At 64.4% G+C, this 6,970-nt stretch carries 4 protein-coding genes and 1 pseudogene; 2 read left to right on the top strand and 3 right to left on the bottom strand.

The window, feature by feature from the left end:
* A partial coding sequence (locus BGN91_RS03435) for a DNA translocase FtsK (RefSeq protein WP_292610554.1) occupies nucleotides 1–2,012 on the bottom strand: 2,012 nt, incomplete at its 3' end.
* Nucleotides 2,013–2,024: 12 nt separating this feature from the next.
* Entirely contained in the window at nucleotides 2,025–3,275 is a 1,251-nt protein-coding gene (locus tag BGN91_RS03430; RefSeq protein ID WP_292610553.1) for an aminotransferase class I/II-fold pyridoxal phosphate-dependent enzyme, read from the bottom strand.
* Nucleotides 3,276–3,495: 220 nt separating this feature from the next.
* On the opposite strand from BGN91_RS03430, the gene BGN91_RS03425 reads away from it, so the two are divergent.
* Nucleotides 3,496–4,296, top strand: coding sequence for a DUF3800 domain-containing protein (locus BGN91_RS03425; protein WP_292610552.1), 801 nt, complete (start codon nucleotides 3,496–3,498; stop codon nucleotides 4,294–4,296).
* A 236-nt stretch (nucleotides 4,297–4,532) separates the two neighbouring features.
* On the opposite strand, the pseudogene BGN91_RS03420 reads toward BGN91_RS03425, so the two are convergent.
* A pseudogene (locus BGN91_RS03420) lies at nucleotides 4,533–5,771 on the bottom strand (ubiquinone biosynthesis hydroxylase); the annotation flags it as partial.
* A gap of 220 nt (nucleotides 5,772–5,991) precedes the next feature.
* On the opposite strand from BGN91_RS03420, the gene tesB reads away from it, so the two are divergent.
* A complete protein-coding gene (gene tesB / locus BGN91_RS03415) occupies nucleotides 5,992–6,852 on the top strand; it encodes an acyl-CoA thioesterase II (RefSeq protein ID WP_292610551.1) in 861 nt (286 codons plus the stop codon).
* The last annotated feature ends 118 nt before the right edge of the window (nucleotides 6,853–6,970 follow it).

Raw genomic sequence — 6,970 nt, 5'->3', positions numbered from 1 at the left:
TCGATTTTTGACGTGACCTGGAAGGAGATGCGGGTCGGGAAGTTGGCCTTGATGGTGCCGGTGATGACGTCGACCGACGGGCGCTGCGTCGCGAGGATGACATGCAGTCCGGCGGCGCGCGCCATCTGCGCCAGCCGCTGCACCGCGCCCTCGATGTCCTTGCCGGCGACCATCATCAGGTCGGCCATTTCGTCCACGATGATGACGATGAAGGGAAGCGGCTCGAGGTCGAGCTTTTCGTCCTCGTAGATCGCCTTGCCGGTTTCCTTGTCGAAGCCGGTGTGCACCGTTCGCGTCAGCTCCTCGCCGCTCTTCTTCGCTTCGACGAGCCGCGCGTTGTAGCCGTCGATGTTGCGCACGCCGAGCTTGGCCATCTTCTTGTAGCGCTCTTCCATCTCACGCACGGCCCACTTCAGCGCGACCACTGCCTTCTTCGGGTCGGTCACGACCGGCGTCAGCAGATGCGGGATGCCGTCATAGACGGAGAGCTCGAGCATCTTCGGATCGACCATGATGAGGCGGCACTGGTCGGGCCGCAGCCGGTACAGCAGGCTGAGGATCATGGTGTTGATCGCGACCGACTTGCCCGAGCCGGTGGTGCCGGCGATCAGCATGTGCGGCGTGCGCGCCAGATCGATGATGACGGGATCGCCGCCGATGGTCTTGCCGAGGCAGAGCGGCAGCTTGGCGACGGAGTCGACGGCTTCCCTGGCGGTGAGCAGTTCGCGCAAGTACACTTTTTCGCGATGCGCATTCGGCAGTTCGATGCCGATGGCGTTGCGGCCCGCGACCACCGCGACGCGCGCCGACAATGCGCTCATGGAGCGCGCGATATCGTCGGCGAGGCCGATGACGCGCGCCGACTTGATGCCGGGCGCAGGCTCCAGTTCGTACAGCGTCACCACCGGTCCCGGATTGGCTTTGACGATTTCGCCGCGCACGCCGAAGTCCTGCAGCACGCCTTCCAGCGCCCGCGAGTTGGTTTCCAGCTCGGACTTGCTGAGCGGCTGGCGATCGGCGGCGCGCGGCGCGCTCAAGACGTTCACCGACGGCAGGTCGAACTTGCTGGATTTTTTTGCGGGCGCGCGCGAAGCGGCTTTCCGTCGCGGCGCGCGGACCGGAGCATCCTCTTCCTCCTCGTCTTCGTCCTCTTCGTCCTCATCGTCCATGCCGCCATGCGACGGCGCCAGCGATGGAGAGGAGCCGCCGCCGAGGGTCGGCTCCTGACGCTCGTAGGCCAGGGCCGCCGACTTCCGCGGCGCGCTCGACACCAGCGACTTGTAGGCCAGCGCGGCAAGCGCCCCGAGCCGAAGGCGCTTCAGGCGAGCCTTCGCGCTCATCAGTGCGTGGACCAGCCAGCCCAGCGAGACCGAGGCGTGATCGCCGCCGTCGTCGAACGGCGCGTCGTCGTCGATCGCGAGCGTCTCTTCGGCCGCCTGCGATCGGATTCCGCCGGCCCACAGAAATGTCGCGATCATGACGAACGCGAAAATCGCGCCGAACACGACGCGTTGCAGCCCGCTCGCCGGGCCGAACAGCAGCGCAGGCGCCCGCACCAGCGCATCGCCGACCACGCCGCCCAGTCCGGTCGGCAACGGCCACGCGCCGTTATGCGGCCAGCAACTGGCGAAACCGGCGGCAGCACAAGTGCAGAGGATCCAGCAGGCCAGCCGGGTCGCCACGCGATCGAACGGGCGATGGGTCAGCATCCGCCAGCCCCAGATCGCCACCGGCAGGATCAGCATGATCGCGCCGAGGCCGAGAATCTGCATCAGCAGGTCGGCGCCGATCGCGCCGGGATAGCCGAGGACGTTGTGGATCGCGCGCGAGGTGGCGTGGCTGAGGCTCGGATCCTGCACCGACCACGTCATCAGCGCGGCAGCAGTGGAGCCCGACAATCCGATCAGGCCGAGCCCGGTCAATTCACGCAAGCGCCGCGCGAGCGCATCGCGGATCGACGGCGGTAGGTGATCGACGATGGGAAGGAGGCGTTCGATCGCTGCCATGCTCATGGGCCCCCGCGACTATCCGAGAGTTTTGACCAGCCGGTGCAACGCCTCGGCCGTGGTTTCAGTGTCCGCCACCAGCGCCAGGCGGATATAGCCTGCGCCGGGATTCAAACCGTCGGCTTGCGGGCGCGACAGGTAGCTGCCGGGGATCACGCGCACGCCGGCCTGCCTGTAGAGCTTCACCGTCGCAGCCTCGTCGCCGCCGCAAGCGGAGACATCCAGCCAGATGCAGAAGCCGCCGGCGGGCCTCGCATAGCCGTAGCGATGGCCGAGGATCTCGTCGGCGAGATCGAATTTGAGCCGGTAGAGCCGGCGGTTCTCCTCGACATGCGTCTCGTCGCCATAGGCCGCGACGGCGACGTGCTGCAGCGGCACCGGCACCTGGGGAGCCGCGACGTTGCGCAGTTCGTGAAACGCGGCGAGGAAGTTGCGGTCTCCGGCGACGAAGCCGACGCGCAGCCCCGGCAGGTTCGAGCGTTTCGACAGCGACTGGAACGCGACGACGTTGGCGAAATCATCGCCCGCGCATTCCAGCGCGCTGCCGGGCGCGCTGCGCGTGTAGATTTCCGAGTAGCATTCGTCGGCGAACACCAGGAAGCCGTAACGGCGCGCCAGCGCGATCAGTCGCGAAAAGTAATCGCGCGAGGCCACCGCGCCTTGCGGGTTGGCGGGCGAGGCGAGATAGATCGCGACGGTTCGCGCCAGCGTGGCCTCGTCGAGCGAATCGAGGTCGGGCAAAAATCCGCCTGCACGCGTCGCCGGCAGCAGGACCGTCTCGCAATTGGCGGCGCGGGCGCCGGCGCCATAGGCGGGATAGAACGGGTTCGGCATCAGGATCGCCGGCGCGCCCTTGCGCGGTGTCACGTAACGGGCGGCGGCGATCGCAGCGTAAAACAGCCCCTCGCGGCTGCCGTTCAGCACCAGGATCTCGGTCTCGGGATCGAGCGCGCGTGGCAGCACGAAGCGCCTCGACAGCCAGTCTGCGGCAGCCTGGCGGAACGGCTCGATCCCCCGCGCCATCGGATAGCGTCGGAACTCGTTGATATGCCGCGACAATATCTCGCCGACGAAGTCCGGCGGCGGGTGCTGCGGCTCGCCCAGCGACAGCGGGATCAGGGGCTGCCCCGGCTGCCAGGGCGCAAGCAACTCCGCCGTCCGCGCGAACGGAGACCGCTCGCCGGGCGTCGTGGACGCGGCCAGACTCACGGCCGACCCAGCCGGGCTGCCGGCGCCTTGCGCCGCGCGCGATGAAGCGGTGGTTGCCATCGGTTAAGCGTCAACACTTTCAAGACGTTCGGCCACCGTTGGGGCCGGAACGAAAGCCAGTTGAGTACCATAGGTGCGGCGAGGTTAAGACGCGATTAACCATCGGCGGGAGGGCGGGTTTTCGGTAAGCTGCTGGCAGCGGAGTGAGTCGCGAATTTTTCACGTTCCCGCGTCCGCACCTGGACTTTCGGAGCCCAGACGTAGCCGACGGTTATTGCTAATGCTTCAGGCGTTCATTGATGACAGCGGGTGGGATGGCCGCTCCCCAGTTTTTGTGCTTGCCGGACATATTGCTCCCAAGACGCGATGGAAGGCCTTTTCCAATGCTTGGCAAGAGGTCCTAGATATTCCGGAGCCCAACCCTATCCCGCATCTGAAAGGGGTCGAAGCTTATTTGCTTCAAAACCGAAATAGTCCCTTCTACGGCTGGACGCCCCAGCAACGTGACGGCCGATTGACCAAATTCATCGATGTCATCAACGGTCACGTTACTAACGCGATTGTCTCGGTCGTTCCGATTGAACCATATCGACGCCTATTTGAGGGCAAATTCTCAACTCTCGCGCTAGACCGACCGTATTTCTTTTCATTTTTTGGAATAATCGTGCGCTTGGTTCGCATTGCGAAAGAGTTAGGAGAAAATGGTCAGATCGATCTAATCTTTGATACGCAAGGCGGCGAATCGAAAGCGCTCTTCGTAGAGCAATACAAACGATTTCTTGAAGTTACTCCGCCGGAGTTTCGTTTATTCTGTCCACCACTTCCCAAATTTGAGAATGAGCAGGACTTCAATCCACTGCAGGCTGCTGATTTGTTGGCTTGGCATATCAGACGCCACTATTATGAAAAGTACACTCAAAATAAAGACCCGACCAAAGAGCCCTCAAATATTCATATGACACGGCTTTTGGCGCGGCCAGACGACCCCTTCATAATTTGGGAAGAGCACCAGCTAGAAGACGCAGCGCAAGCGCTCTTGAAGAGTGTAAAAGCCGGGGACGAAAATCACACTGCCAGATGATCCTACTCTTGGGTTCAGTACATTAAGGATTTTGCGAAACCCCTTCTCTGAGCGGAGTTCAGCAACCATTTCCCCGGAGTAGAGGGCTTGTCTGTGAATGCCGAAACGACGTCGCCGCGGCGATGGGATATCCGTACAACGCGATCGAATTCGCCTGCCAAGACAGTTTCTTCTCCCAAGACAGTGATGCCGAAGAATGAGGCTCCCGCGTGTGCGGGGACGCCGATCTCACCACCCTACAGCGCCTCGCCCTTCAACAGCCGCGGCACCTCGCCGGTCAGGCCCGCCGCCTGGCGGATAAATGCGTTCTTCAAGGGCGGCATGCGGTCAACCAATCCCAATCCGAGGTCGCGCACGCCGCGCAGCAGAGTCGATTCGTTCGAGAACAGCACGTTGAGCGTGTTGGTGGCGAAGCCCATCGCCATGGTGTCGAAGCGCCGCCAGCGTTGATAACGCTCGAGCACGTCGGCCTGCCCCGGATCGATGCCGAGCCTGACCGCGTCGACCACGCTTTCCGCCAGCGCGGCGACGTCCTTCAGTCCGAGGTTCAGGCCCTGTCCCGCGATCGGGTGGATCACATGCGCGGCGTCGCCGACCAGCGCCAGCCGCTCGGCGATGAACGAGCGCGCGACGAAATACTGAAGCGGAAACGCGCGCGGCTTGTCGAGCGCCTTGATCTCGCCGAGCTGCAGGCCGAAGCGTTGCTCCAGCTCGGCGTGAAATGCGTCTTCCGCAAGCGCGACGATGCGCGCGGCGTCGGCGCGCTTCTCGGTCCACACCAGCGACGAGCGCCGTCCGGTCAGCGGCAGGATCGCGAACGGGCCGGCGGGAAGAAAATGTTCTTCGGCGCGGCCGTGATGATCGCGCTCATGGCCGACGGTGACGACGATGCCGGACTGATCGTAGTCCCAGCCGTGGGTGGCGATGCCGGCGCGCTCGCGCAGCTTCGAGCGCGCGCCGTCGGCCGCGACCAGCAGGCTGGCGTCGATGGTCGAGCCGTCCGCGAGCGAGACCGTGACGCCGCCGGGCCGCGCCTCGTTCGCCGTCACCGCCGTGGCGCGCAGGTCGACGCCTTCAGCTTGCGCGCGCGTCGCCAGCGCCTCGATCAGGTAACGGTTCTCGACCATGTGCGCGAACGGCTCGCCGGGCTCGACGTTGCCGGCAAAGGTCAGGAACACCGGGCGGGTGGCGTCCTCGAGCTTCGAATCCGTCACCACCATGTCGAGGATCGGCTGCGCGGTGCCCGCGACCTCGTCCCACACCCCGAGCGCCTCGAACAGGCGGCGGCATGCGGCGACGATGGCGGTGGCGCGCGGATCGCGGCTCGGCCGGTTCGCCAGCATGGGGTCGGCGACCACGATCGGGACCTCCGCGCCCAGCCCCTGGCGCAGCGCCAGCGCCAGCGCCAGGCCTGCGAACGCGCCGCCGCAGATGACAATGCTCTGTTGTGTCGTCATGGTACGCCTGACCTTCTTGCGCCGGCACTATAGCCGGGCGAAACACGTTCACCAAACGCGAGCTCGTGAGCTGCGGATCTGTCGGGTTGTCATTCCGGGGCGCGAACTCTTTGTGAGCGAACCCGGAATCCATAACCACGACCGGGAGTATGGATTCCGGGCCTGCGCCCAAAGGGGGCGCATCCCGGAATGACGGCATTAATATTGAGGCGAATGAGTCCTAATTGAAGGCATCCCGATGTCCAAAAGCCTGGTCGACCTGATCTCGATCCTCGATCTGGAGCCGCTCGAGGAAAACCTGTTCCGCGGCAACAGCCCGAAGACGAGCTGGCAGCGGGTGTTCGGCGGGCAGGTGATCGGGCAGGCGATGGTTGCGGCCTGCCGCACCGTCGAAGGGCGCCTGCCGCACTCGCTGCATTGCTATTTCATCCTGCCCGGCGATCCCGCCGTCCCGATCATCTACGAGGTGGAGCGGCTGCGCGACGGCAAGAGCTATTCGACGCGGCGCGTCACCGCGATCCAGCACGGCCGCGCCATCTTCTCGATCATGGTGTCGTTCCATGTGGAGGAGGAGGGCGCGTTCGATCATCAGGACCCCATGCCCGACGTGCCGCCGCCGGAGAGCCTGTCGCCGGAGGAGTTCGCCAGGCAGCCGATGTTCAAGGAGATGCCGGAGTTCATTCGTCGCTATTATGAATCCGACCCGCCGATCGACCTGCGGCCCGTTGAGTTCAGCCGCTATCTCGGTGAGAAGATCGGCGACGGCCGCACTCACGTCTGGATTCGCGCCGCGGCGAAATTGCCCGACGATCCGGCGCTGCACATGTGCGCGCTCGCCTATGCGTCGGATTTCGCGCTATTGGACGCGGTGATGGCGCGCTACGGCCGCACGTTATTCGAGGAACGCATCATGGCGGCCTCGCTCGATCACGCGATGTGGTTTCACCGCCCGTTCCGCGCCGACGAATGGCTGCTCTACGCGCAGGATTCGCCGAGCGCGCAGAGCGGACGCGGTCTCGCCCGCGGGCTGATCTTCAAGCGCGACGGCACGCTCGTCGCCTCCGTCGCGCAGGAAGGCTCGCTGCGCGAGCGGCGCTAGAGCATGATTCCCGAAAAGTGGAAACCGGTTTTCGGAAAAGATCATGCTCAAACATAAAGACAAGCGGCGGGGCTGATTCAACGCAGTCGAAGCAGACCCTGGCGCGTATTCCGCAAAA

The sequence above is a fragment of the Nitrobacter sp. 62-13 genome (assembly GCF_001896955.1).
Taxonomy (GTDB): domain Bacteria; phylum Pseudomonadota; class Alphaproteobacteria; order Rhizobiales; family Xanthobacteraceae; genus Nitrobacter.
The sequence above is the reverse complement of the archived record's forward strand: the minus strand, read 5'-3'. Positions and strand labels throughout refer to the sequence as shown.

Excerpts from the sequence above, each read along its gene's own strand:
- BGN91_RS03430 (WP_292610553.1), bottom strand. The coding sequence starts at position 3,275 with ATGGCAACCACCGCTTCATCGCGCGCGGCGCAAGGCGCCGGCAGCCCG.
- BGN91_RS03425 (WP_292610552.1), top strand. The coding sequence starts at position 3,496 with ATGCTTCAGGCGTTCATTGATGACAGCGGGTGGGATGGCCGCTCCCCA.
- tesB (WP_292610551.1), top strand. The coding sequence starts at position 5,992 with ATGTCCAAAAGCCTGGTCGACCTGATCTCGATCCTCGATCTGGAGCCG.